Source organism: Paracnuella aquatica (assembly GCF_003332885.2).
In the GTDB taxonomy this organism is placed as follows: domain Bacteria; phylum Bacteroidota; class Bacteroidia; order Chitinophagales; family Chitinophagaceae; genus Flavisolibacter; species Flavisolibacter aquaticus.
The window spans coordinates 1-893 of record NZ_QOWJ01000048.1 but is presented as its reverse complement, the minus strand read 5'-3'; the positions used below and the strand labels follow the sequence as shown (position 1 = coordinate 893).

Here is an 893-nt window from a genome sequence, read left to right as displayed (position 1 = left end):
TGGAGGGCTTTTGAGGTCTTGTTTCCATGATCATTGTTTTTGAGGTGAGTGAATGGAAACCCTCTCTTAATTTACTACTATTCTAGTCCACTTTTCGCTGAAGATTTACAATTAAAAAAGTGAGCAATTCTGTAGATTTTCCATGAACAAGTCGAGCCTTGAAAAATGAGAATATTTTTGCTCTGCTTCCTAATTTATTTGCTGTAGTCCAATAGAAATAATTCCGCTAACATTATATTCAAAAGCCCGCATAGTTTTAAATTTATGTTGTCCGCTGATTGACCATTATAAAGTTTGCGCATCGATTCTACCCTTAATACCGTTGATTGTGAGGCTAATTTCTCGATAATAAAAATGGCAATCATGAGTAGATTCTATAATTTCTTTTATTTTATTTCCTTCCACACTCATTGCTGGAGGAATATTCCATGAGTCTATTTTAAATTTCAGCTCAATTAGGCCTTTTGTATCGGTATATTTCCATTCGTATCTACCTGTACAATTATTATTACCTAAATCCAGAACAAAGGTTTTATCCATATTGAATTTGAGTTTCCAATCTGGAAAAGGAGGAGTTATCCACGTTGGGTCAGAAAAAAAGTAATAATTATTGATTCGCCAATCAATCTCTATAAAAGGTGGATTTTCAACTTTTTTTTCTTTTCTGCAACTTTCAAAGAAAATAGCGAAAACAATTAACACGAATAAGATAAAAACCTTTTTCATTGATGCTTAGTATTTTAGCAAATTTTGGTTTCTTGTTTTAGGGCTAAGTGGCGCATAACGTCAGTTTGTCTAAAAACCTCCGTTTAGATCGAACTTAGCAGTATTCAGGATGATTTAGAAGCCTATGCTGCTGCTTTCATTTGGAAGTGCAAAAATGATGTTGTAAC

General features: G+C 33.3%; 1 protein-coding gene. It reads right to left on the bottom strand.

The window, feature by feature from the left end; genetic code table 11:
• Window positions 1-285: 285 nt before the first annotated feature.
• A complete protein-coding gene (locus tag DRJ53_RS21025) occupies window positions 286-726 on the bottom strand; it encodes a hypothetical protein (RefSeq protein ID WP_114237635.1) in 441 nt (146 codons plus the stop codon).
• Window positions 727-893: the final 167 nt, after the last annotated feature.

Coding starts and splice junctions, on each gene's coding strand:
- DRJ53_RS21025 (WP_114237635.1), bottom strand. CDS start 726: ATGAAAAAGGTTTTTATCTTATTCGTGTTAATTGTTTTCGCTATTTTC.